The sequence below is a fragment of the Streptomyces sp. NBC_01454 genome (assembly GCF_036227565.1).
Lineage (GTDB): Bacteria > Actinomycetota > Actinomycetes > Streptomycetales > Streptomycetaceae > Streptomyces.
In genome coordinates this window covers 7,190,608-7,213,735 of the sequence record NZ_CP109460.1, presented here as the reverse complement: position 1 = coordinate 7,213,735, position 23,128 = coordinate 7,190,608, and the positions used below count along the sequence as shown (strand labels likewise).

Annotated in this window: 19 protein-coding genes; 5 read left to right on the top strand and 14 right to left on the bottom strand. The window is 73.5% G+C overall.

Annotation, left to right across the window (positions count from 1 at the left end):
• Positions 1-19: 19 nt before the first annotated feature.
• The 3 genes from OIU81_RS31975 to OIU81_RS31965 form a co-directional block, all read right to left on the bottom strand.
• A complete protein-coding gene (locus OIU81_RS31975) occupies positions 20-1,258 on the bottom strand; it encodes a glycosyltransferase (protein ID WP_329153413.1) in 1,239 nt (412 codons plus the stop codon).
• Positions 1,255-2,382 carry a glycosyltransferase family 4 protein gene (locus tag OIU81_RS31970; protein WP_329153411.1) on the bottom strand — a complete coding sequence of 376 codons (1,128 nt, stop codon included), beginning with the start codon at positions 2,380-2,382 and terminating at the stop codon, positions 1,255-1,257. Before OIU81_RS31970 ends, OIU81_RS31975 begins: the two co-directional genes overlap by 4 nt.
• Positions 2,383-2,627: 245 nt before the next feature.
• Complete coding sequence (locus tag OIU81_RS31965) at positions 2,628-4,052, bottom strand: HEAT repeat domain-containing protein (RefSeq protein WP_329153410.1); 1,425 nt, start codon at positions 4,050-4,052, stop codon at positions 2,628-2,630.
• Positions 4,053-4,362: 310 nt separating this feature from the next.
• Between OIU81_RS31965 and OIU81_RS31960 the strand changes: the two genes are divergently transcribed.
• Complete coding sequence (locus tag OIU81_RS31960) at positions 4,363-5,829, top strand: PP2C family protein-serine/threonine phosphatase (protein ID WP_329153409.1); 1,467 nt, start codon at positions 4,363-4,365, stop codon at positions 5,827-5,829.
• Between the two features lie 176 nt (positions 5,830-6,005).
• Here the strand turns inward: OIU81_RS31960 and OIU81_RS31955 are convergent, their stop codons facing one another.
• Positions 6,006-7,532 (bottom strand): DNA-binding protein NsdB, encoded by a 1,527-nt coding sequence (locus OIU81_RS31955; RefSeq protein WP_329153407.1) that lies wholly within the window; start codon positions 7,530-7,532, stop codon positions 6,006-6,008.
• 285 nt (positions 7,533-7,817) lie between these two features.
• On the opposite strand from OIU81_RS31955, the gene OIU81_RS31950 reads away from it, so the two are divergent.
• Entirely contained in the window at positions 7,818-8,948 is a 1,131-nt protein-coding gene (locus tag OIU81_RS31950; protein ID WP_329153405.1) for an aminoglycoside phosphotransferase family protein, read from the top strand.
• Positions 8,949-9,433: 485 nt separating this feature from the next.
• Positions 9,434-11,437, top strand: coding sequence for an N-acetylmuramoyl-L-alanine amidase (locus OIU81_RS31945; RefSeq protein WP_329153403.1), 2,004 nt, complete (start codon positions 9,434-9,436; stop codon positions 11,435-11,437).
• A 126-nt stretch (positions 11,438-11,563) separates the two neighbouring features.
• Here OIU81_RS31945 and OIU81_RS31940 read toward each other — a convergent pair whose 3' ends face one another.
• The 3 genes from OIU81_RS31940 to OIU81_RS31930 all read right to left on the bottom strand — a co-directional run bounded on the left by OIU81_RS31940 (position 11,564) and on the right by OIU81_RS31930 (position 13,036).
• Positions 11,564-12,064 carry a hypothetical protein gene (locus OIU81_RS31940; protein ID WP_129246861.1) on the bottom strand — a complete coding sequence of 167 codons (501 nt, stop codon included), beginning with the start codon at positions 12,062-12,064 and terminating at the stop codon, positions 11,564-11,566.
• A 98-nt stretch (positions 12,065-12,162) separates the two neighbouring features.
• Complete coding sequence (locus tag OIU81_RS31935) at positions 12,163-12,558, bottom strand: ACT domain-containing protein (protein WP_329153398.1); 396 nt, start codon at positions 12,556-12,558, stop codon at positions 12,163-12,165.
• Positions 12,559-12,748: 190 nt separating this feature from the next.
• Positions 12,749-13,036: a hypothetical protein gene (locus OIU81_RS31930; RefSeq protein WP_329153397.1), complete on the bottom strand. Its 288-nt coding sequence runs from the start codon at positions 13,034-13,036 to the stop codon at positions 12,749-12,751.
• Between the two features lie 398 nt (positions 13,037-13,434).
• Here OIU81_RS31930 and OIU81_RS31925 point away from each other — a divergent pair, with 398 nt between their 5' ends.
• Positions 13,435-14,571, top strand: a complete 1,137-nt coding sequence (locus OIU81_RS31925; RefSeq protein WP_329153395.1) for an FAD-dependent oxidoreductase — start codon at positions 13,435-13,437, stop codon at positions 14,569-14,571.
• A 108-nt stretch (positions 14,572-14,679) separates the two neighbouring features.
• On the opposite strand, the gene OIU81_RS31920 is transcribed toward OIU81_RS31925, so the two are convergent.
• The 6 genes from OIU81_RS31920 to OIU81_RS31895 all read right to left on the bottom strand — a co-directional run bounded on the left by OIU81_RS31920 (position 14,680) and on the right by OIU81_RS31895 (position 20,256).
• Positions 14,680-15,270, bottom strand: coding sequence for a GNAT family N-acetyltransferase (locus OIU81_RS31920; RefSeq protein ID WP_329153393.1), 591 nt, complete (start codon positions 15,268-15,270; stop codon positions 14,680-14,682).
• A 578-nt stretch (positions 15,271-15,848) separates the two neighbouring features.
• Positions 15,849-16,088: a DUF397 domain-containing protein gene (locus tag OIU81_RS31915; protein ID WP_189096904.1), complete on the bottom strand. Its 240-nt coding sequence runs from the start codon at positions 16,086-16,088 to the stop codon at positions 15,849-15,851.
• A 138-nt stretch (positions 16,089-16,226) separates the two neighbouring features.
• Positions 16,227-17,393, bottom strand: coding sequence for a thiolase domain-containing protein (locus OIU81_RS31910; RefSeq protein ID WP_329153391.1), 1,167 nt, complete (start codon positions 17,391-17,393; stop codon positions 16,227-16,229).
• Entirely contained in the window at positions 17,393-18,475 is a 1,083-nt protein-coding gene (locus OIU81_RS31905; RefSeq protein WP_329153389.1) for a thiolase domain-containing protein, read from the bottom strand. Before OIU81_RS31905 ends, OIU81_RS31910 begins: the two co-directional genes overlap by 1 nt.
• Entirely contained in the window at positions 18,475-19,431 is a 957-nt protein-coding gene (locus OIU81_RS31900) for a Zn-ribbon domain-containing OB-fold protein (protein WP_329155506.1), read from the bottom strand. Before OIU81_RS31900 ends, OIU81_RS31905 begins: the two co-directional genes overlap by 1 nt.
• 24 nt (positions 19,432-19,455) lie before the next feature.
• On the bottom strand, positions 19,456-20,256 hold the full coding sequence (locus OIU81_RS31895; RefSeq protein ID WP_329153387.1) for a crotonase/enoyl-CoA hydratase family protein: 801 nt from the start codon (positions 20,254-20,256) through the stop codon (positions 19,456-19,458).
• A gap of 163 nt (positions 20,257-20,419) precedes the next feature.
• Between OIU81_RS31895 and OIU81_RS31890 the strand changes: the two genes are divergently transcribed.
• Complete coding sequence (locus OIU81_RS31890) at positions 20,420-22,048, top strand: acyl-CoA synthetase (protein ID WP_329153385.1); 1,629 nt, start codon at positions 20,420-20,422, stop codon at positions 22,046-22,048.
• Between the two features lie 49 nt (positions 22,049-22,097).
• On the opposite strand, the gene OIU81_RS31885 is transcribed toward OIU81_RS31890, so the two are convergent.
• The gene (locus OIU81_RS31885) at positions 22,098-22,733 is read right to left on the bottom strand and encodes a chorismate mutase (protein WP_329153383.1); all 636 of its coding nucleotides are present in this window, start codon (positions 22,731-22,733) and stop codon (positions 22,098-22,100) included.
• Positions 22,734-23,128: the final 395 nt, after the last annotated feature.

Sequence of the window (23,128 nt, the reverse complement as noted above, 5' to 3'; positions counted from 1 at the left end):
GTTCCCTCGGACCGCACCGTCACCACCCGCCCCACGGACCGGCCTGGCGCGCCGCGGCCCGGGCGGCGAGCGGACGGACCGGCGGTGCGGGCGCGTCGTGCGCGGCCAGGAAGGCGTCGACGGCGGGCTGCCAGCCGTAGCCCTCGGCCCGTCGGCGGGCGGCCGCGCGCCGGGCGGGCTCGGGCCGGGCCAGCACCCGCTGGACCGCGTCGGCGAACGAGGGCCCGTCGTCCAGGGCCGTGTCACCGCCGCTGCCGACGAGACCGGCCAGCGCCGAGGCCGCGCTGGCGACCACCGGCGTGCCGCAGGCGAGCGCCTCCAGGGCGGCCAGCCCGAACGTCTCGGCCGGTCCGGGCGCCAGCGCGACATCGGCGGCGGCCTGCAATGCGGCGAGGCGGGCCCGGTCGGCGAGGTGGCCGAGGAACGCCGCGGGCAGCCGCTCGTCCCGTGCCCGGTCCTCCAGGCGGGTGCGCAGCGGCCCGTCGCCGACCACCACCAGGGCCGCGTCGACCCCGCGCCGGCGCAGCTGGGCCAGGGCGTCCAGGGCCCGCCCCGGCCGCTTCTCCTGCGACAGCCGGGAACAGAGCAGCAGCAGGACCTCCGCCCGGCCCGCGCTGCGCCGGCGCAGCGCGGCGCTGCGGCAGTCCGGGTGCCAGGCGTCGAGATCGACACCGAGCGGTGCGCGCACCACATTGCGCGCGCCGGCCCGGGTGAACTCCGCCGCCGCCCACTCGGTGGTGCACACGACCCGGCTGTAGGCGTGCGCCGTACGGATGTTGAGCCGGTCCGCGGCGGCGCGGGCGAGCGGCTGCGGGACGCCCCAGGTGCGCAGCACCCCGTCCACGCTCTCGTGCGAGACCATCACCGCGGGGATCCGGGCCCGGCGCGCCCACTCCCCCGTCCAGCGCAGCGTCGTACGGTCGGAGACCTCCAGCCGGTCGGGGGCCAGCGCGTGCAGCAGCCGCTGCAGCCGGGGGCGGTCGGTGAGCATGCGGTAGCCGCCGCTGCCCGGCAGTTCCGGTCCCGGCAGGGTGATCACCCGTCCCTGTGCGGTGGTCTCGTCGCGGATCCCGGCCGTCGCGCCGGTGCCGTCCGGCCGCGGCGGTCCGGGCACGATGAGCACCGGCTCGTGCCCGGCGGCCCGGTAGCCCGCGCCGAGTTCGCGCAGTGCGGTGCGCAGCCCGCCCGAGGCGGGGGTGACGAAGTTGGCGATCCGGACGATGCGCAGGCCCGTCGTGGTGCCGTGACGCGCGGTCATGCCGCCACCGCCGTCCGGTCGCCGAGCACGGCCTCGTAGTGGGCGAGCAGCTGCTCGCCCACCGCCGCCCAGGTGCGCTCCGCGACGGCGCCGCGGGCCGCGGCACCGTACCGGGTGCGCAGCTCGGCGCTGCCCGCCAGGAAGCGCACCGCGTCCCGGAAGGCGGCGCCGTCGCCCGGTGTCACCAACAGCCCCGTACGGCCGTGGTCCACCAGGTCCACCGGACCGCCCGCCCGCGGCGCGACCACCGGCACCCCGGAGGCCATCGCCTCCTGCACGGTCTGGCAGAAGGTCTCATACGGCCCGGTATGGACGAAGACGTCCAACGAGGCGTAGATCCGGGCGAGTTCGTCGCCGGTGCGGCGTCCCATGAAGCGGACCTCCGGCAGCGCGGCCCGCAGCCCGGCGGCACTGGGGCCGTCGCCGACGACGACGGTGCGCACGCCCGGCAGCCGCGAGGTCTCGGCCAGCAGCCGGACGTCCTTCTCGGGCGCCAGCCGCCCCACATACCCCACCAGCAGCTCCCGCCCCGCGGCCAGCGAGCTGCGCAGCACCGCGTCGCGCCGCCCGGGGTGGAACCGTTCGGAATCGACACCGCGCGGCCACAGGTGGACCCGTGGCACACCGTGCTCGGTCAGGTCCCGCAGGGCGGCGCTGGACGGCGCCAGGGTGCGGTCGGCGGCGGCGTGCACCGCCTTGATGCGCCGCCAGGCCGCGGCCCCGCCGCCGCCGAGGTAGGTACGGGCGTACCGCCCCAGGTCGGTCTGGTAGACGGCGATCGCGGGCACCCGCAGCCGGGCGGCGGCCGCCATCGCGCGGGCGCCGAGGACGAAGGGGCTGGCGAGGTGCACCAGGTCGGGGTGGTGCCCGGCGAGCGCGGCGGACAGCCGCCGCCCGGGGAGCGCAATCCGCACCTGCGGATAGCCGGGCAGCGGCACCGAGGGCACACGGACGACGGGACAGGGGCTCTCCTGGATACCGGAGGCCGGCGCGGCGCCACCGAGCGGTGCGATGACGAGCGGATCATGGCCGCGCCGGACGAGGTGCCGGGCGGTCTCCAGGGCGCAGTGGGCAACGCCGTTGACATCGGGCGGGAAGGATTCGGTGACGAGGGCGACACGCATACGGCTGTTCTCGGCGTGCCGTGCGTGGAGGGGGCCAAGGGGATCTTTCCAACCGGAGAACGTCCCATGAGCGTTCCCCCGCGCCCCGGACGGAGCCCCGACGTGCGGCGGTACGGGCGGCCCGGAACGGGAGGGTTAGCTGCGGTTGCCGCGGTTGACGGCGGTCACCGAGGCCGTACGGCCTCGGCGGCAGGGGGTGCGGCGTGCGGCCGTCGCACCCTGGGGCGTCCCGGCCGCACGGCGGCTCACACCGCGGAGGCGTCCGGCCCGAACCGGCTGCGCACCGCCGTCTGTACCTCGGCCTCCTCGGCCGGGTCGGCGGCGAGCCGGCGGAGCTGTTCGACGACCCGGTCGTCGCCGGTGGCGGCGTGCCGGGCGGCCAGTTCCCGGGTGGTCTCCTCGCAGTCCCACAGGCACTCGACGGCGAAGCCGGCCGCGAACCCGGGATCGGTGGCGGCGAGCGCGGCGGCGGCCCGGCCGCGGAGGTGGGAGGAGGACGTTTCGCGGTAGATGTGCCGCAGGACGGGGGCGGCGCAGCCTACGCCGAGCCGTCCGGTGCCGTCGACCAGCTCCCACAGGGCGTCCGCGTCCGGGCCCTCCTCGCGGACGGTCCGGCGCAGCGCGGCCAGTACCAGTTCGGTGTCGTGCGGCCCGCCGCGGCGGGCGAGCACCGCGGCGGCGGAGGCACCCAGCCGGTCCGCGCGCGCCGCCCAGTCGCGGGCCCGCACGACGGCGGCCACGCCACGCATCCGCGCGAACGAGGCGAGCGCGGCGGAGACCAGCAGCTCGGAGGAGAGGGGACAGCCGACCGCGGCCTCGATCAGGTCGAGGGCCTCGCCGTCGCCGCGCTCGGCGAGGTGGTGGAGTGCGGCGGCACGCGCCGCGTCCGGTCCACTACGGGCGACGCGCAACAGCTCGGGGCGGTCCTCGGGACCGGCGACCGCGGCCAGGCAGCGGGCGGCGGCGAGGTGGCGCCGCTCCTCGGGCTCCCGCTCCAGTCCTTCCTGGGCCCACTGGAGAATCTCGGTGACGCTCCAGCCGGGTCGCGGCCCGCGGGGCCGCAGCTGCCGCTGCCAGCGGTCGAAGGAGCCCTGCTCCCCGGCGGCGGCCAGTCGCACACCGTAACGGGGATCCTCGGCCCACAGCCGCCAGGGCCGGGGCTCGAAGGCGTCACGGACCGCGGCGGCCAGTTCGGCCTCGCCCTCCTCGGTCCCGGGGAAGCGGGCGAGGACGGCGGGGGCGAGGGTCATCAGCCCGGCGTCGTCGTCACGCAGCGCGAGCTCGTCCAGGGCCCAGCGCCAGTTGCTGCCGGCGGCGGCATAGCTGCGCAGCAGCAGCCGGGCGGCGTCCCGGCCGTACGCGGCGAGGTGGCCGAGGACCGCGAGGGCCAGGCCGGTGCGCTCCTCGCCGGTGTCGACGAGGTCGTCGGGGTGGAAGAGGTGGCGTTCGATCTCCTCGAGCCCGCCGTCGAGCTGCATGTAGAGGCGCGCGTAGTAGAGCGAGCGGTTCTCGACCTGCCAGTCACGGCGGGGGTCGCGCAGCACGCTGTCGTTGAGTGCCGCGAGCGCCTCGGCCCGCGGCGCCGCGAGGGCATGCAGGGTCCCGTCGCCGCGGCCTCGCTGCAGGAGGCCGAGCAGGGTGCCACTGGGCGCTATGTCTGGATCGAACATGAGGTCAGCATCCGGTGCGGGGGGCAGGCTGGCAACGGGATTTCCGCTGACCGGCATTCTTGCCGGTGACCACGGGCCGTATGCGTCGTTCCCACCATGGATCGGGGGAACGCCTGCTGTACGGCGGCCGAAGCCTAGCCTGGAAGCCGCCATTCCGCCGATTCGCCCCGAGGTTGCCCCGAAAAGCCGGGGGCATATGCCAGGTGCACCACCGTATCGGGTAGTGCCAAATCCCTTACAGACGGTCGCTGCCTGTGCAACAGTCGTTACCGGCCCTTCAGCCCGGCGCCGCCTGATCACGGAGTACGTCATGCCGTCCCCTCTCTTCGCGGATCACTCAGCAGACCGGCCCCCCGAGCGCGACGCGGTCGAGGCACTCATCACGCAGGCCCGCCGCCTGCGCGGTGGTCTCGACGCGGTGCGCCGGGAGTCCGCGGTGGATACCGGCCTCGCCCCCGACCCGCAGCTGCGCTGGCAGCGGGCGCTGTGCGATCTCGCCGCGCACCACCTCGACGACCTCGGGGGCCATCTCGACCAGCTGAGAGAGGGCCTGCCCGCCGAGAGCGACGACGACAGCGCCCCGGAGGCCGCGCCGCCGGCCGCCCCGCCGGAGCCCGCGCCCCACGAGCGCGGCGCACTGCTGCGCCGGGTGGGCAGCGCCGAGTGGAATCTGCTCACCGACGAGGTCAGCTGGTCCGACGAGCTGTTCGCGATGTTCGGCAGGGCACCGTCCGACGGCCCGCTCACCCTCGACGAGCTGCCCTCCCTGGTGCACGCCGAGGACCAGGAGGGCCTGGCCGCGATGGTCACCGACTGTCTGGTGGACGGCCGGCCGATCGACGGCGAATTCCGCATCGTGCGGCCGGACGGCAGTCTGCGCACGGTGCACATGGTGGGCGAGCCGGTGCTCGACGCCGACGGCTGTACCGCCTGCATGTGGGCCGTGCTGCGGGACGTCAGCGAGCTGCGCCGAAGCCAGCAGGCGGTACGCGAGACCCGTGACTCGCTGCACCGCGAGCGGCGGATCGCGCAGACCGAGCACCGGCTTGCGGTCGAGCTGCAGGAAGCCGTGCTGCCACCGTGGCGCGGCTCCCTGCGGTTCCCGCAGGGCGGTCCGATCGCCCTCGATCTCGCCGGGCGCTATCTGCCGTCCGGCACCCGCGCCCTGATCGGCGGAGGCTGGTACGACGCACTGCAACTCCCTGACGGGGAGACGCTGTTGAGCGTCGGCGATCTCACCGGGCACGGCGTCACCGCCACCTCCGGGATGGCGATGGTGCTCGGTGCGCTGCGCGGGATGGCGGTCGCCGGACACCGGCCGGGTCCCCTGATGGGCCTCCTCAACCAACTGCTGGACAGCGCCGCCCAGCCGGCCCTCGGCAGCGCGGTGTGCGGCTGGTTCGACCCCGCTAGCCGCACCCTGGAGTGGGCCCAGGCCGGCCACCCCGCACCGCTGTTGTTCCGTCGCGGCACGGGGCGTGCGCTGGACCCGCCCGACGGCGTGCTCCTCGGGGCGACCTCGGGTGCGGCCTACGCCCAGCACACCGAGCAACTGGAGCCCGGTGACCTGCTCGTACTGCACACCGACGGTCTCGTACCGCGCCGTGCACAGGGCGGGGAGGCCGCCCATGAGGGTGCCGAGCGGCTGCTCGCCCTGGCGCCGCGGTTCGCCGCGGCGCGCAGTGCGCAGGACAGCGTCCGCATCGTCGTCGAGGAGTTCGGCAGCACCGAGCGCGAGGACGACGCGTGTGTGCTGATCGCCAGGGTCGGCGACTGACGCACACCCCACCGGCTGAGGACGGTCCGGCGGATCGTTCGCCGGCCGCCCCGGAGGCATCGATGGGCGGGTGAGACCTGGACAGCGGGGACGGCGGGGCGGAGCACGCTCCGTCGTCCGTCGTGTCACCCCTCGACACGGATGACGCGGCGTGATGCGTGTGGGCATTTTCCGTCTCAGGCCGAGAAGTTCCCCCCGAGGCCCGTGCCGATTCCCGGGCCCAGGCCCGACCCCTTGGTCTTCGGCTTCGCCTTCGGCAGGACATGCTGGATCTCCTCACGCAGGTCCTGGATCTTGGCGAAATTCGCATACTGCCCGGTGAGCCGGAACATCTCACGCAGCCGGTCCCAGGTGCGATGGGAGGAGTTCTCCCCGATGGAGACCAGCGCCAGCCTGGCGTAACGGTCGGCCTGCTCGGGGTCGTCGCCGAGGAAGCAGGCCGAGGCCATCGAGATGTAGTCGAAGATCTGGGACCGCTGACGGCCGTTCTCCCGCAGCTGTAGTGCCTGCTTGGCATGGTGCTGGGCGATCCTGGCGGCGGAGGGGTCGTGGTCGGCGAGGGTACGGAATGCCAGGGCCTGCATGCCGTGCAGATCGGCCTCGTCGAACATCTGCATCCAGCACGGCGGCGGCACATCGCCCTTGTCCGAGACGAACAGCTCCTCCGCCTCGCCCAGGGTGCGCCGCATCGCCTGGCCCTGGCCCTTGGACGCCTGCGCCCAGGCCTCGATGGTGTGCAGCATGGCGCGCGTGCGGGGCAGGTTCTCCTCGCCGGAGCCGGACTTGGCCAGCTTCATCAGGTCCAGCGCGTCGTCGGGGCGGCCCAGATGGACCATCTGACGGGCGGCGCGGGAGAGTGCCTCACCGGCGCGCGGGCGGTCGCCGCCCTCGCGCGCCGCATGCGCCGCGATGATGAAGTACTTCTGGGCGGTGGGCTCCAGACCCACGTCATGGGACATCCAGCCGGCCAGCACCGCCAGATTGGCGGCCACTCCCCACAACCGGCGCTGCAGATGGTCGGGGTGGCGGTAGGCGAGCATCCCGCCGACCTCGTTGAGCTGGCCCACCACGGCCTTGCGCTGCAGTCCGCCGCCACGGGCCGCGTCCCAGGCGCGGAACACCTCGACCGAGCGCTCCAGCGCGTCGATCTCCTGGGAGCCCACGGGGGCCGCCTCGTAGCGGTCGAGGCCGATCTGGTCGAGGTCGTCGGCGGATTCGGAAGCGAACGGATGGGGGTGGCGTGCGCCGGCGGGGGCCGGGTCGGTGTGCAGCCAGTCGTACATGGCGCCGGTGAGTGCGGAGCCCGCGGCGAGTGCGGCGCCCGCACCCACCAAGCCGCGTCGGTTGAGCATGAGGTCCATTCCCGTGAATTCCGTGAGGACCGCAGCGGTCCGTTCGGGAGCCCACGGCAGACCGTCCAGGGTCTGCCGCTTCCCCGAGCGACCCGTTCTTGCGAACCCGAGGTCCTCGATGGTTACGACACGGCCGAGGCGCTCGGTGAACAGGGAAGCCAGAACCTTGGGCACCGGATCGCGCGGGGTCTCCCCCATGTCGATCCAGCGCCGCACTCGCGAGGTGTCGGTCGCCAGCTGCGGATGGCCCATGGCCGCCGCGTGCCGGTTGACCAGTCTCGCCAGCTCGCCTTTGGACCAGCCGGCCAGACCGAAAAGATCCGCGAGACGGGTGTTCGGCTGCCTGTCCACGTCAAGCCCCCAGGTTCCTCGACTGAGTTGACAGTAACGGCCGGTGACAGGGGCTGTGGGCATTCGCCAGGGTTCGCCAGGGTGCGCCAGATGGTCTGCCACCCGCAGCCGCGTGTTCTGTAGACGTGCCGCCCCCGGCCTGGTGGCGGGACCGCATTCCCCAGGGTGCGCGCCCTGCACAGGGACCCTGGATCGGCCTCCTGCACGGGGCCCGTTCACGGGTTCCCACCACCGGGCCGGGGAGCGTATGCAACTCGCCGGCGCACGAAGGGATCTGTTTCACCCATGTATGCAGCATCGTCCGCCGTGACCGCCCCCCGGCCGCACCGTCCGCACCCCACCGGAAGCGGGCCGTATCTCGACCCCGCGCCTTCCGCGGGGGCGGTCACCGGCCTCCCCGGCGGCCGGACCCGGCGGGCGCACGGCACGGGCACCCAGCCGCTCAGCGGTCGGCTCGACCTGTCCGGCCCCCAGGGTGCCCAGCTGCGCGCCGCCGTCGCCTCGGTGCACCGGATCTGCCCGGAGTTCAACCCGGTGCAGGTGCTGCGCCGGAGCGGCAAATCCGTCCTTCTGGTGGGCACCACGGGCCGGATGACCGCGGTGGCCAAGTGCTTACTGGACCAATCCCCCGCCTGGGCGGAACGCTTCCGGCAGGAAATAAGCGCATACCGCGCATTCGTCCGGCATCGTCCGCCGGTTCGGGTGCCGCGGCTGGTGGCGGCCGACCCCGACAACTGCACGCTGATCGTGGAGCGGATGCCCGGCCGGGTCGCCGCCCTGACCCGGCACCCGTCCGAAGCGCCTCCCCGCGCGGACGTCCGTGCCGCGCTCGGCGCGATCTGCCGGATCAACCTGTGGCGTCCGCCGGCCGGGCTGTTCGACACCCCACTGGACTACGCGGGCCGGATCGGCCGCTACCACGACCTGGGGCTGCTCACCGACCGGGACCTGGGCGATCTGCAGAAGCTGCTGCACGGCCTCTCGCACACCCAGGGCCAGTTCTGTCACGGCGATGCGCTGCTGAACAACGTGCTGCTGTCCCCCGCCGGCCCGGTGCTGCTCGACTGGGACAACGCGGGCTGGTATCTGCCGGGCTACGACCTGGCGACGCTGTGGTCGGTGCTCGGCGACGCGCCGGTGGCCCGCCGCCAGATCAGCCAGCTCGCCCAGAACGCCGGCCCGGCCTCGCGGGACGCCTTCCTGGTGAATCTGATGCTGGTGCTCACCCGCGAGATCCGGCGCTATGAGACCGCGATCCAGCGGACCATGCACGAACCCGCGCCGACGGGTGCACCGGGCCCGGGACACCCCGGTGCACCCGCGGCGGGCGAGGAGCAGCGGCTGCTCCTGCGCCGGTTGCACGACGACTGCCAGATGGCGCGCCGTGCGGTACGGGCGGCGGTCGGCACCCGCTGACCGTCGAGGGGGTGCCGGCAGCCCCGACCTGCGCGCTCCGCGGGCGGATGAACGGGGCTGTGCCGGCACCCCCTCGGGGGATGATGAGCGGCGCGTCCGGGCACGGGGCGCGCCGCTCAGTCATGCGCCGCCCCGGCCCCCCGCCGCCGGCCCGGCCCGCGGTCCGCCACTTCCCGAACGCCGGCGCGGCCTCGTTCGCGGGGCGGGCCCGCCCGTGCCTCCGTACCCCTGCCCCACCCCGTCATTTCCCCCACCCCGTCATTGGTCCATTCCACTGACGCCCCGCAGGCCCGGCACGGCTCCGGGAAGACTCCTCGTGAGATGCCCTGACATGCGACATCCCGACCCGGCATGGTGATTGACGGACCGTCGGCACACATATAGCTCTGTGCCGACGGGGGGCTCTAGTCTCGGGTCCCGCCCGTGCGGCCGTTTGCGCACCCACCGTCACACCGCCCGGCTCGGGCCGGCTCGAGGAGGTTGCTTTGCGAGGATCCGCCCCGGAAGACGAGAAGAGATTCCACCGCCCCGCCCTGCGCAGATCCGCCACCGCCGTCGCGGCGGCGGTGCTGCTGCTGCCGCTCTCGGGAACGCCGTCCGCCAGTGCCGGACAGCCCCGGACGGACGGGCTGCAGCAGGCGTTCACGGATGCCGCCGCCCGCTTCCACGTGCCGCGCAGTGTGCTGCTCGGCGTCTCCTACCTGGAGTCGCGCTGGGACGGCCACGGCGGCGCGCCCAGCGTCTCCGGGGGCTACGGCCCGATGCATCTGACCGACGCCCGCACGGCGCTGGCCCGGACGCCGGAGTTCAGCACGGGCGAGGAGGACGCGCGCGGCGACGACGCCCGGCCGCACAAGAGGCCGGCCGCCCCGGCTCGGCGGGCCGCGCTGCCCGCCGAACTCCCCGCCCGGCTGCGCACCTTGGCGACGGCCGCCGAGCTGACCGGGCTGCCCGCGGAGAAGCTGCGGACCGATCCCGCGGCGAACGTGCTCGGCGGGGCGGCGCTGCTCGCCGCCGCGCAGCACGAGCGGGGGCAGTCCGCGTCCGCCGATCCGGCCCGGTGGTACACGGCCGTGGCGCGCTACGGCAGCCAGGACGATGCCCGCGCCGGCAGGGCCTTCGCGGACGAGGTGTACGAGGTGATGCGCCACGGCCAGTCCCGCACGACCGACGCGGGGCAGCGGGTCACGCTGGCCGCCTCGCCGGGGCTGACCCCCGATGCCGCACAGCAGAAACGTCTCGCCTGGCCGGCCGACCGGGGCGCCGCGGCAGCCGCCGCCCGCAAGCTGGAGTGCCCCTGGACCGTCGCCTGTGAGTCGGTGCCCGCGCCGTACGAGGAGTTCGGCGACGGCGACTACGGCAACCACGACAAGGCGGACCGTCCCGAGGACCAGCGGGTCAGCACCATCGTCATCCATGACACCGAGGGGTCCTGGGAGACCACCCTGAAGCTGATCAAGGACCCGGCCTATGTGTCGTGGAACTACACGATCCGCTCCTCGGACGGGCTGATCGCCCAGCATGTGCCGACCAAGGACGTCGCCTGGCACGCGGGCAACTGGTACATCAACTCGCACTCCGTCGGGATCGAGCACGAGGGCTTCCTCGCCGCACCGGACGCCTGGTACACGGAGGCGATGTACCGCGCCTCGGCCCGTCTGGTGAAGTATCTGAGCCGCAAGTACGACGTGCCGCTCGACCGTCAGCACATCCTGGGCCACGACAATGTGCCCGGTACGACCACGGCCACGATCCCGGGCATGCACACCGACCCCGGACCGTACTGGGACTGGGCGCACTACTTCACCCTGCTGGGCAAGCCGTTCCGGGCGACCGCGGGCGCGCGGGGCGGGCTGGTCACCATCCGCCCCGACTACGACCGGAACCAGCCCGCCTACACGGGCTGCGAGAAGCCCGGGGACGCCTGTGACCCGCACGGCTCCACGGCGGTCCGGCTGCACACCGCGCCGAGCGGGAGCGCACCGCTGGTCAGGGACATCGGGCTGCACCCGGACGGCAGTGACTCGACGACCGGGGTGAACGACACCGCCGCCCGTGCCTCGACGGGCCAGCAGTTCGCGGTGGCGGACCGGGACGGTGACTGGACGGCGATCTGGTACCTCGGGCAGCGGGCGTGGTTCCGCAATCCGCACGGCCACCGGGTGGCGGTGAACGCGAAGGGGCTGGTCGCGACGCCGAAGGAGGGCCGCGCGGAGATCCCGGTCTACGGCCGCGCCTACCCGGAGAAGGAGGCCTATCCGGCCGGGGTGCCGTACCAGGCGGTCTCCCCGCTGCCGTACAAGCTCGGCGCCGGCCAGGAGTACGCCGTCGGGGGCCGGATGAGGGGCGACTACTTCTACGCCCCGACCTTCGACCTGTCCAAGCACGCGATCGTGCGCGGCGAGGACGTCTACTACGAGATCCAGCTCGGGCACCGGGTCGGCTATGTACGGGCGGCCGACGTGGACGTGCGTCGCTCGGGGTCCTAGGCGGTACCCCCGGCGCCACGCCGGCCCCGCGCCGGCCCGGCGCCGGCCGGGTGAACGCCTCGCGCCCGGTGGACGGATTCCGTCCACCGGGCGCGAGCATGTCCATTCCGGTACTGCGCCGGGAGGTCAGCCCTGCTGGAAGAGCTCCGCCGGCAGCGGCTTGAGCAGGGCGTAGAGGTCGTCGGTGATCGGCCGGTCCCAGCTGGCGATGGTGACCAGCACCCCGTCGCTGCGGTCGAACTGGGCGCAGGAGATCCGGCTCTCGGAGCACTTGATGCGCTTGACGATCAGCAGGTTGTCCTCGTGCATCACGGGGGTGTCCTCGCTCTCGACGACCGTCACCGGCTCGTCGTTGCCGAGCGCCGCGAGCAGCTGTGCCACCTCGAAGGGCACCTGGTCGTCCGCCAGCTCGCGGGCCGGGGAGCCCTCCGGCAGATTGCCGATGATCATCGCGGGGCCGCGGCCGCCGAACAGGTCGTAGCGGAGGAAGACGCCCTGGCACGTGCCGTCCGGGGCGGGCAGCAGGCCGGCCCCGAGATTGCCCGGCCAGTCCCCGGGGTCCATGGCGAGGACGTCGAAGTCAGGCCCGGCGGGCGTGGCTGCGCTGCGGCGGCGGAGGAAGGACATGCCGCCATCGTACGTGGCCCGGGCGGGCGCGCCGCGCCGACGTCGGGGGTGGGCGACGGCCGGTGCGCGAGGCCCCTCGTCCGCCGCGCCGCCGCTGGTCAGGCCTGGTCGGCCAGCGCGCGGAGCCGGCGCAGTGCCTCGTCCGCCGCGGCATACGGCACGAAGAGGTGATCGTGGCGGAAGCCGGCGACGACATTGCAGCTGAGACCGGCCTGGGCGAGTGCGGTGGCGACGGCGGCGGTGAGTCCGACGGCGTCCAGCGCGGAGTGCACCCGCAGGGTGATCCAGGCGGCGACATAGTCGTACGCCAGGCCCGCGCGGTCGGCCTCTTCCTGGTGGACGACCAGGGTGCGGCCCTCGGGCTCGGTGACCGTGACCACCGGCGTCAGCCCCTCGGGGACCGCACCGGGCACGGTCGTGAACACAAAGCGGCCCGCGTTGACCTCCGGACGCATTCCGCTCAGCAGGGCCCTCAGCTCGCGTTCGCCACTCATACCGCCCACCCTACGGGGCGCCGCGCCGCCCACGGCGCGCGTGGTGACGGCCCGAGGGAAGGCCGAACCGTGTCCCACCCGGAGCCCGCCGCGTCCGGTGTGCTCAACCTCGGGAAGGCGGGGCTGCGTTGGCGACCACTGCGCGCCCCGGACGCGACGGCACCGGACGAGACGACGGTGGCGGCGGGGGTCAGGCGACCAGGCGCAGCCAGGCCGACGCGAGTGCGGCGTGACCGGCCGGCGTCGGGTGCACGCCGTCCGCGGCCCAGTGCTCCGGCCCGGTCGCCGCGGCGAGCGCGGCGAACATGCCGTCCGCGGCGAGCAGGTGCGCGCCGTATGCGCGGGCGAGCGCGCGCACGACCTGGATCTTCGGGTCCAGATCGGCCCGCCACTCTTTCCGGATCTCCTCATCTGTGTACGTGTCACGCGCCTTGACGCGGCCGCTGACCGGCAGGAGGAACGGCTCGATGAGAAGCAAGATCAGAAACGGGCCGCCGGGTCCCCGTCGATCCCGGATCGGTTCTCAGAGCCTGTTCTCACGCAGAAGCGAGCCGAACGCCCTTCTCGGACTTGCGGGCAGGGACAGAACTCTCGGTCGCGAGCCTCCCCCCGATCACCGCTGTACCGATGTTCCGGCCGGGGCCGGGACCGGGACCGGGGCCGGGACCGGGGCCGGGGCCGGTGTCGGGTGGCTGTCGGCGGTGGTCGGTGAGCTGTCGGTGAGCTGTCGAGGGCTGCCGGGACATTGGAGCTGGTGGGCGCCGGCCATCAACGGGCCGGCCCCCCGCATCGCATCGTCCCGACTCACTGGAACGGCGCTCCCGGCGTGACCTGCCGGGAGTCCGCCCAGCGGTCCACATCAGGAAGGAAGCCTCCATGATCACTGACGTCACGATCATCGGTGCCGGGCTCGGCGGCCTCACGCTCGCCCGCGTTCTGCACGTCCACGGAATACCGGCCACGGTCTACGAGGCGGAGACCTCCCCGGCTGCGCGTGCACAGGGCGGGATGCTCGACATCCACGACTACAACGGGCAACTCGCCCTTGAAGCAGCCGACTTGATGGACGAGTTCCGCGGCCTCATTCTGGAGGGCCGCCAGGCACTGCGGTTCCTCGACCCGGACGGGACCGTCCTGATCGACAAAGCCGACGACGGCACGGGGGGACGCCCCGAGGTGCTACGCGGCGAGCTGCGACAGATCCTGCTCGACTCCCTCCCGGCCGGCACCGTCCGGTGGGGGCACAAGGTCACCAGCACCCGTACCCTCGGCGAGGGCCGCCACGAGGTGACGTTCGCCGACGGCAGCACCGTCGTCACCAGCCTGCTGGTCGGCGCGGACGGCGCGTGGTCACGGGTCCGGCCGCTGCTCTCCACCGCCACACCCGAGTACGTCGGCAAGTCGGTCGTCGAGACGTACCTGTTCGACGCCGACGCCCGGCACCCCGCCGCCGCGAAAGCGGTCGGCGGCGGGTCGCTGATGGCGCCCACGCCGGGCAGGGAGATCTTCGCTCACCGGGAAAGGGGCGACACCCTGCACGCCTACGTGTCGCTGTCCGAGCCGCAGGAGTGGTTCGCCGCCATCGATTTCACCGATGCCGCCGTGGCCACCGCGCGGATCGCGCAGGAGTTCGACGGCTGGGCGCCGGAGCTCACCGCGCTGATCACCGACTGCGACACCGCGCCGGTCCTGCGCCCCCTCTACACACTGCCGACGGGGCGCCGGTGGGAGCGGGTGGCGGGGGTGACCCTGCTCGGCGACGCCGCCCACCTCTCGGCCCCGAACGGCGAAGGCGCCAACCTGGCCATGCTCGACGGCGCCGAACTCGGCAAGGCCCTCGCCGCGCATCCCGACGACATCGAGGCCGCGCTCACCGAGTACGAGCAGGCCATGTTCCCCCGCAGCACCGAGGCTGCCACCTTTGAAGGTGCCGAGGCCCACGGGAGCGACTCCGACAACAACACACTTCACGACCTGATCACCGCGCTCATCCGGCACGAGCAGGCCCCATAAGGCATGGGCCTGACGCGATCGCCGTCGTGCGGGCCTCGGGCATCGATGAACCGGCCGAGACGAGGCGCGGTCCCGGTTCGCCTCGGGTCCGGGGCCGCCGGCGCAGGGTCAGATGTCGCCCTGGACGAGCGCGTGCAGATGCTCGTCGTGCCACCCGTCCGCATGCAGCAGTGCGCTGCGCATGGTGCCTTCGAGGGAGAAACCGGCCTTGTCCGCCACGCGGCAGGAGGCCGGGTTGGCCACCGAGTGGCACAGCCGCAGGCGGTGCAGGCCGAGTTCGTTCAGGGCCCACCGGCTGACGCGTCGGGTGGCTTCGACCGCGACACCGGCGCCGCGGGCCGCGGGCCGGAGCCAGTAGACGATTTCGGCGCTGCCGCCGCCGAGGTCGATGTCACCCCAGCCGATGAGTCCCACCGTCTCGCCGCCGTCCGGCCGCGCGATGGCCCAGATCGCGCTGCACTCGGCGCGCCAGCGTTCGTGCATGCGCTGGATCCGCTGGCGCGCGTCTTCCGGTGTCGCCACCACCAGGCGGTTCCACCGGCGTATGGCGGGGTCCTGGCCGGCGGCCACCAAGGCGTCTGCGTCCGAGAGTCGCCACGGACGCAGCTCCAGGCCGCCGGGAAGGCTGAGCACGGGCTGGGTGCTCCGGGCCATGCGACCCACGGGAACGACGTCCGGGATGCGGGAGCTGGAGATCATCGCGGCATCGTGCCACAGCCGTCGGACACCCGGCACCTGACCTCCCATGCCGTGTCGTGCCCGTCAAGGGCCATACAGGCCAAAGGCCGTGGCGTCGGGGGCCGGACCCGTTGGCCCCGTTGCGGCGAGGTCGTGCTTGCCCGGCCGCGGGTGTCCTGCCGCGAGAGAGGAGAACTGGTACGGATTGACGGGGCGGTCGCGCCGCCTTCTGGACTGCCGGCCACCCGGCCGTGGTGGGCGTGGCCGGTATCGCTCCCTGGCTGCCGGGCGGCGACCCGGGGGAGCATCTGGCGGGTCGCCGGGTGCTGATCATCCACGGTGACCGGGACCGCAGTGCGGCGAGCGCCGCCCGATCGGGGCTATCACCCACCCCTTCCGGCGACCTGCGTACACCGCTGCCGTCCCGGGCCGAGAACCTTTCCGGGTCCGGATCACGCGCCGGGTGGGAGGCTGCGGATCCAGAGGATGGCGCCGCGTAGATCGACGACCTCGATGAAGCGGGGGTGCGGGACACCCACACGCACACGGGCTGCCGGATGGGCCGTCCCCCGCATCGTGATCTGAACTCGGCACAGGCTCTACGTCAGATCGAATGCCCCTTCGCGGGCGTCGACGACGAAGGCGTGCCACTCGGCGGGGGTGAAGATCAGTGCCGGGATCTCCGGACTGCGGCGGTTGCGCATCGCGATATAGCCCTCGACGAAGGCGATCTGTACGTCGCCCACGCCCTGGGTGCTCGACTGCCATTCGGCCTGCGCCAGGTCGAGGTCGGGCCTGGGCCCGCCCGCGAGCCGCTGCTCGGTGATGCTGTCGGCCACGATTCCCGCTCCTCCCGGTTCGTCCTCCGCGATCAGCGTAGCCAGTGTGTCCGGGGACGGACAGAGGACGTGGCGCGGTGGTGGGGGCGGGGGTCCGGGGGCGGGCGCACGGGGCGGGGCGCCCGCCCCCCGGGGGTGTCAGGTGGCCGGTGCGTCGGTGCCGACCAGCCACATCGCGAAGAACTGGGAGCCGCCGCCGTACGCGTGGCCCAACGCCCGGCGGGCGCCGTCTACTTGATGGGCGCCGGCCCGGCCACGTACCTGGAGGGCGGCCTCCGCGAAGCGGAGCATGCCGGAGGCGCCGATCGGGTTGGTGGACAGCACTCCGCCGGAGGGGTTGACGGGGAGATCGCCGTCGAGCGCGGTGACGCCGGCCTCGGTGAGTTTCCAGCCCTCGCCCTCGGCGGCGAAGCCGAGGTTCTCCAGCCACATCGGCTCGTACCAGCTGAAGGGGACGTACATCTCCACCGCGTCGATCTGCCGGCGCGGGTCGGTGATGCCGGCCTGCCGGTAGACGTCGGCGGCGCAGTCCTTGCCGGCTTGGGGGGAGACGAAGTCCTTGCCGGCGAAGAGGGTGGGTTCGCTGCGCATCGCCCCGCCGTGCACCCAGGCCGCCGGGTGCGGTGCGCGGGCGGCTCCGGCGCGGTCGGTGAGGATCATGGCGCAGGCGCCGTCGGAGGAGGGGCAGGTCTCGGAGTAGCGGATCGGGTCCCAGAGCATCGGTGAGGCCTGGACCTTCTCCAGGGTGATGTCCTCCTCGTGGAGGTGGGCGTAGGGGTTCTTGAGGGCGTTGCGGCGGTCCTTGTAGGCGACGAGGGAGCCGATGGTGTCGGGCGCGCCGGTGCGGCGCATGTACGCGCGCACGTGCGGGGCGAAGAAGCCGCCGGCGCCGGCCAGCAGGGGCTGCTGGAAGGGGATGGGGAGGGACAGTCCCCACATGGCGTTGGACTCGGACTGCTTCTCGAAGGCGAGGGTGAGGACGGTGCGGTGGACCCGCGCCGCGACGAGGTTGGCGGCGACCAGGGCGGTGGAGCCGCCGACCGAGCCGGCGGTGTGCACCCGCAGCATCGGTTTGCCGACGGCGCCCAGGGCGTCGGCGAGGTACAGCTCGGGCATCATGACGCCCTCGAAGAAGTCGGGGGCCTTGCCGATCACGACGGCTTCGATGTCCGCCCAGGTCAACTCGGCGTCGTCCAGGGCGCGTCGGGCCGCCTCCCGGACGAGTCCGGCGAGGGAGACGTCGCGTCGCGCGGCGACATGGGCGGTCTGGCCGATGCCGGTGACGGCCACGGGCTCCTTGCTCATCACTCCCCCTCCAGGACGGCGACCAGGTTCTGCTGCAGGCACGGCCCCGAGGTGGCGTGCGCGAGGGCGCGGTCGGATGCGCCGCGGTGGATGCGGGCGGCGGCCTCGCCGAGCCGGATCAGACCGGTGGCCATGACGGGGTTGGCGGCCAGTGCGCCGCCGGAGGGGTTGATCCGGACCGTGCCGTCCGCCGCGTCGAGGCCCAGGGCGCGGCGCAGCACGACTTCCTGGGAGGTGAAGGGGGCGTGCAACTCGGCGGTGTCCACGGTGGGGACACCGCCCCTGCCCTTAAGGCCATGGGGGCCTTCGAAGGCGCCGGCGCGCTGCGCGGCGAGCCGGGTGGACGGGGAGTCGGTGAGGTCCCGCACGCCCAGGCTGTGCGCCTCGATGCGGTGGTCGAGGCCGCGGATCCAGGCGGGGCGGGCGGCCAGCCGGCGGGCGGTGTCGCCGGCGGCGAGGACGACGGCGGCGGCGCCGTCGCCGATGGGCGGGCAGTCGCCGCTGCGCAGCGGGGCGACGAGGGGCTCTCCGGCGGGCAGGGCGCCGCGCAGCTGGGCGTGCGGGTTGGACTCCGCGTCGGCGCGGCTGCGGGCGGCGATTCCGGCCAGTTCCCGCTCGTCGGTCAGCTTCGCGTCGATCAGCGCCTGGGCCTGGAGGGCGGCCAGCGCGACGGAGTCGGGCCACAGCGGGGCGACGTAGTACGGGTCGAGCTGGCGGGTGAGGACCTCGCGGAGGTCGCCGGGCGAGGACTTGCCGTACGCGTAGACCAGCGCGGTGTCCGCCTCGCCGGTGAGGATCTTCACCCAGGCCTCGTACAGCGCCCAGGCGCCGTCCATCTCGACATGGGATTCGGAGACCGGCGGCCAGGCGCCGACGCCGTCCAGGGCCATGGTGAAGGAGAAGGCCCGGCCGGCGAGGTAGTCGGAGGAGCCGGAGCAGGTGAAATCGATGTCCCGGGCCGCCAGGCCGGTCTGTGCCAGGACGTCGTGGAGCACCGGCATCAGCATCTCGACCTCGGAGATCTCCGCGCTGTCGCGGACGTGCACGCTCTGCCCGAAGGCGACGATGGCGACCTCGCGCATCACACCAGCTCCTTGTAGCTGTCGTAGTCGGCATCGGGTTCGCCGGTGGGGCGGTAGTGGTCGGGGAAGCGGCCGCCCTCGGTCCACACGGGCTCCACGCGCAGGCCCATGCGGACCCGGTCGTACGGGATGCCGCCGATGCGGGCGTGCAGGGCCAGGTCGGCGCCGTCCAGGGCGATATGGGCGTAGACGTAGGGGACCTCGATGTCGAGATTCGCCGTATGCCGAGCCTTGATGTTGACGATGCAGAAGGTGGTGACGGTGCCGCGGGGGCCGACCTCGACCTGGGTGTCGGTGGCGACGCCGCAGGTGGGGCAGGCGCCGCGGGGCGGGACATAGACCTTGCGGCAGGAGGGGCAGCGTTCGCCGACGGTCCGGTGGCCGGCGAGCGCCTGGAGGTAGCGGGACTGGGCGCGGCCGGGCGCGTAGGTGTAGTCGAGGCGGGCGGGGGCGGTGAGCAGGGTGACGGGGTCGGCGAACTCCCCGCGGTGCACGGCGGGGAGCCCCTCGCCGGCGGGGCCGTCGTCCGGTACGAAGCAGGCGATGTCGGTGATGGCGCCGGTGCGCTCGGCGGCCCAGCGGACGCGGACCCGCATCCCGGTGCGGACGGCGTCGGGGCCGGTGGCGTCCAGTGCGTGCAGCAGTGCGGTGTCGGCGCCGTCGAGCCGGACCAGGACCCAGGCGAAGGGGGTGGTGAGCGGCTGGCCGCGGCGCGGCGCGGGATTCCAGGCCCAGGTGGTGACGGTGCCGGCGCTGCCGACCTCGACCAGCTCACGGAGTTCCTCGGCCGTCACCGGGTCGTATTCGGTGGGCGGGACGACCACCCGTCCGTCGCCCGTCCGCACGCCGAGGACGGTGCGCTCGCGCAGCCCGGTGAGAAAGGCGCTCTGGACGGGGCCGAGCGAGCGGGTGAAGGGGAATTCCACGACGAGGGGCGCCGTGAGGACCTCTGACACCTCTGGCATTCGGTTCTCCTTGGGTCAGGCGCGCCGGAAGACGGGTGGGCGCTTCTCCGCGAAGGCCCGTGAGCCCTCCTTGGCGTCGGCGGTGGCGAAGAGCGGCCAGCCGCGGGCGAGTTCGTCCTTGAGCCCGTCGGCCTCGGTCATCCCGGCGGTCTCGTAGACGGATGCCTTCACGGCTTCGACGGCCAGCGGGCCGCAGCCGTTGATGAGTTCGGCGATCTCCAGGGCCTTGTCCAGGGCGGTACCGTCGGGCACGACCTGGCCGATCAGGCCGATGCGGGCGGCCTCGTCGGCGGGGTAGGGCCGGCCGGTGAGCAGCATCTCCAGGGCGTGGGTGCGGGGGATCTGGCGGGCGAGGCGGACGGTGGAGCCGCCGAGGGGGAACAGTCCGCGCCGGACCTCGAAGAGGCCGAAGGTGGCGCTCTCGCCGGCGACGCGGATGTCGGTGCCCTGGAGGATCTCCGTGCCGCCCGCGACGCAGTGGCCCTCGACGGCGGCGATCACGGGTTTGCGGGGGCGGTGGTGGCGCAGCATCGCCTTCCAGTGCAGGTCGGGGTCGGCGCGCAGCCGGTCGCGGTACTGCTCGCCGGCCATGCCGTCGCCCGCCAGGGCCTTGAGGTCCATACCGGCGCAGAAGGTGCCGTCGGCACCGGTGAGGACGACGGAGCGGATCCCGTCGTCCTCGTCGGCGGCGACCCAGCCGTCGTACAGGCCCACCAGCATCGCCAACGAGAGTGCGTTCTTCGCCTCCGGCCGGTTGAGGGTGAGCACCAGGGTCGCGCCGGTGCGCGCCACGGTCAGATGTTCCGTCCCGCCCATTGTGTCCTCCCGTCTCACGACGCAGAACAGGGTGCAGGAGCCGCACGGCGACTTCAAGGCTTTTCTGACAGGCAGTCAGATTTCTTGGCTGCGGCCCTTCCCAGCTCCTCCGGGCGGCGCTCTAATGACCGCCAAGCCGACGTCCGCCCGGTCTGGAGGAGACGTGGAGTTCAACCTTGCCGACCTCTTCGAGTCGATCGTCGACACGGTCCCCGACCGCGAGGCGCTGGTGTACGTCGAGCACCCGGGCTCCGGCGCCGAACAGCGGCTGACCTACGCCGAGCTGGACCGCGCCGCCAACCGTCTCGCCCATCACCTCACCGAGCACGGCATCGGACCCGGTCAGCACGTCGGACTGCACCTCTACAACGGCGTCGGCTACCTTCAGGCGCTCTACGCCTGCCTGAAAATCCGGGCCGTCCCGGTCAACGTCAACTACCGCTACGTGGAAGAGGAGTTGGCCTATCTCTACCGGGACGCCGATCTGACGGCACTGGTCTTCGACGCGGAGTTCACCGCGCGGGTGGCCGGCGCCCTTCCGCGGGCACCCCGACTGCGGCATCTGGTCCGGGTCGGCACCCCGCCCGAGGGCGCACCCCGGCCGTCGGTCGCCCCCGTCGCGCTGGCCGACGCCGAGGCCGGCGCCTCCCCCGCGCGCGGCTTCGGGCCGCGCTCCGCCGACGACCGGATGATCATCTACACCGGCGGCACCACCGGCATGCCCAAGGGCGTGATGTGGCGCCACGAGGACCTGTTCTTCTCCGGGATGGGCGGCGGGGCCCCGACCGGTGAGCCGGTGCGGCGGCCGCAGGAGCTGGCCGAGCGGGTCGCGGCCGGCGACGACGGCCTGGTGTTCTTCCCCACTCCCCCGCTGATGCACGGCACCTCCACCCTCACCGCGTTCATCGCCTTCCACTTCGGCCAGAAGGTCGTCCTGCACCGCAAGTACGTGCCCGAGGAGGTGCTGCGGACCGTCGAGCGGGAGCGGGTCACCTGCGTGTCGCTGGTCGGTGACGCCATGCTGCGCCCGCTGGTCGACGCGCTCGCCGGGCCGCTCCAGGGCACCGACTGCTCCTCGCTGTTCAGCGTCAGCAGCTCCGGCGCGATCCTGTCGGAGACCGTGCGCGGCCAGTTCCGCGCGCTGCTCCCCGGCGCCCTGCTGCTCAACAACTTCGGCTCCTCCGAATCCGGCTTCAACGGCACCGCCACCGACGACTCGGGCCCCGGCCGGGGCTTCCGGCTCCAGGTCAACTCCCGTACGGCGGTGGTGGACCCGGCGACCAACGAGCCGGTGCCGGCCGGCGAGGTGGGCCGGCTCGCCCAGCACGGGCACGTGCCGCTGGGCTACTACAACGACCCGAAGAAGACCGCCGAGACGTTCTTCGAGACGCACGGTGAGCGCTGGGTGCTGCTCGGCGACATGGCCACCGTCGACGAGGCGGGCATCGTCACCGTCCTCGGCCGGGGCTCGCAGTGCATCAACTCCGGCGGGGAGAAGATCTATCCGGAGGAGGTCGAGCAGGCGCTCAAGGCGCATCCGGACGTCTATGACGCGCTGGTGGCGGGCGTGCCGGACGAGCGGTGGGGCAACCGGGTCGCGGCCGTGATCCAACTGCGGCCGGGCGCCGCGCCGTTGGACCTCGCGGGGATACAGCACCACTGCCGGACCCGGCTGGCGGGCTACAAGATTCCGCGCACCGTCGTCTTCACCGACCACATCCGGCGTTCCCCCAGCGGCAAGGCGGACTACCGCTGGGCGAAGGCGGTGGCGGCGGGCGGGCGGACCGCCTGAGCCGAGCGGTCGGCCCGCCCGCCGCCCGGCACCGGGGCCGGCGCGCGGGTCAGACCGCGGCGCAGACCGACCGCAGGGAACGGGCCAGCGCCACCGTGTGCAGCCCGTCCAGCTTCCGCTCCGCGCGGACCTTTACGGCGGCGGTGGTGAGCAGCGGGGCGCAGGACGGCGCCGAGCGGGCGTGCGGGGAGGCGGCGATGGCCCGCACCAGCTCGCCATTGATGCGGTTGATCTCCTTGCGGACCTCCTGGAGGTCGGGCCGCTCGGTGGGCGCCTGTGCCGGGTTGGCGTCCCACTGGCGGTACAGCCCGCGCTGCACGACCTTGTTGGCCTCGATCTGGTCCCGGAAGATCCGCATCGTCGCCGCGGGGTCGGCGCCCAGCTGCCGGGCCTGGTCCGCCACGGAGTTCAGCACCTCCTGCTCACGGGCCGGGTCGTCGATCGGGCTGCCGGTGCCCCACTTCGCGGCGGCCACCACATCGGCGGTGGCCAGCCGCTCGGCCGACAGCGCGGCGAGCGGCCGGAGCTGGGCGTACGGGGAGTGTGCGGGGGCGGCCGACGAAGCCGGGGCGGCGGCCGGCGGGGTGGCGACCGGGGCCGCGGCGGCCGCCCCGGCTCCGGCGAACAGGACGGTCACGGCGGCGCCGGCTGCCAGGGCGCTCCGTATCGAGGGGGTCAGCTGCACGATGGGCCTTTCTCGCGTTCCCCGGGGCTCCGGGGGAAGTCCTGGTCAAGATAAGGCCGCGAACCTGACAAGACCGGGCAATCATCGTGCCGGGGTGCATTTCCGTGCGGCACGGCCGGGATCCAGCGGACGGGCCCTAGTGGCGTGAGTCGGGAATTCGTCGTTGGATTGGTAGGAACACACAACCGCTCGGCGACGCCGCGGCGGCATGTAGGCGTCAGCCTGGCGGCTCCGCCCGGGGCAGCCGGCCATCCGCTGCGCCGGGTCTGTCGCCGTGACGGTCAGGCACTGGACAGTGGACGCCACTGCTGACGGCACGCACCTGGCGCGGGGCCCAGACGTACGAGGTGAGGCGGGCCCACACCGTGGTTGGTGCCCGCCTCACCAGGGTCGGA

Bases quoted from the DNA above. Each gene is read 5' to 3' on its own strand.
- OIU81_RS31940 (WP_129246861.1), bottom strand. From the start codon at position 12,064: ATGTCCTTCCTCCGCCGCCGCAGCGCAGCCACGCCCGCCGGGCCTGAC.
- OIU81_RS31960 (WP_329153409.1), top strand. From the start codon at position 4,363: ATGCCGTCCCCTCTCTTCGCGGATCACTCAGCAGACCGGCCCCCCGAG.
- OIU81_RS31920 (WP_329153393.1), bottom strand. From the start codon at position 15,270: ATGATCTCCAGCTCCCGCATCCCGGACGTCGTTCCCGTGGGTCGCATG.
- OIU81_RS31975 (WP_329153413.1), bottom strand. From the start codon at position 1,258: ATGACCGCGCGTCACGGCACCACGACGGGCCTGCGCATCGTCCGGATC.
- OIU81_RS31935 (WP_329153398.1), bottom strand. From the start codon at position 12,558: ATGAGTGGCGAACGCGAGCTGAGGGCCCTGCTGAGCGGAATGCGTCCG.
- OIU81_RS31965 (WP_329153410.1), bottom strand. From the start codon at position 4,052: ATGTTCGATCCAGACATAGCGCCCAGTGGCACCCTGCTCGGCCTCCTG.
- OIU81_RS31910 (WP_329153391.1), bottom strand. From the start codon at position 17,393: ATGAGCAAGGAGCCCGTGGCCGTCACCGGCATCGGCCAGACCGCCCAT.
- OIU81_RS31895 (WP_329153387.1), bottom strand. From the start codon at position 20,256: ATGGGCGGGACGGAACATCTGACCGTGGCGCGCACCGGCGCGACCCTG.
- OIU81_RS31905 (WP_329153389.1), bottom strand. From the start codon at position 18,475: ATGCGCGAGGTCGCCATCGTCGCCTTCGGGCAGAGCGTGCACGTCCGC.
- OIU81_RS31950 (WP_329153405.1), top strand. From the start codon at position 7,818: ATGTATGCAGCATCGTCCGCCGTGACCGCCCCCCGGCCGCACCGTCCG.
- OIU81_RS31970 (WP_329153411.1), bottom strand. From the start codon at position 2,382: ATGCGTGTCGCCCTCGTCACCGAATCCTTCCCGCCCGATGTCAACGGC.
- OIU81_RS31925 (WP_329153395.1), top strand. From the start codon at position 13,435: ATGATCACTGACGTCACGATCATCGGTGCCGGGCTCGGCGGCCTCACG.